This window comes from Burkholderia sp. Ac-20353, assembly GCF_017104785.1.
Taxonomy (GTDB): domain Bacteria; phylum Pseudomonadota; class Gammaproteobacteria; order Burkholderiales; family Burkholderiaceae; genus Burkholderia.
Window position 1 is genome coordinate 1 of the sequence record NZ_JAAGPL010000577.1, and the last position, 267, is coordinate 267.

The 267-nt window shown below is 47.6% G+C and carries 1 rRNA gene; it reads right to left on the reverse strand.

Annotation, left to right across the window (positions count from 1 at the left end):
* A 23S ribosomal RNA gene (locus G3N94_RS42050) occupies nucleotides 1-267 on the reverse strand; the annotation flags it as partial.

A 267-nucleotide genomic window follows, 5' to 3' on the forward strand; every position in this document is an offset into this window, starting at 1 on the left:
ACTGGTTCACTATCGGTCGATCACGAGTATTTAGCCTTGGAGGATGGTCCCCCCATCTTCAGACAGGATTTCACGTGTCCCGCCCTACTTGTCGTACACTTAGTTCTTTCATACTGTTTTCGCCTACAGGGCTATCACCTGCTATGGCCGCACTTTCCAGAGCGTTCGGCTAACAATACAAATAAAGAGTACAAGGCTGATCCCATTTCGCTCGCCACTACTTTGGGAATCTCGGTTGATTTCTTTTCCTGCGGTTACTTAGATGTT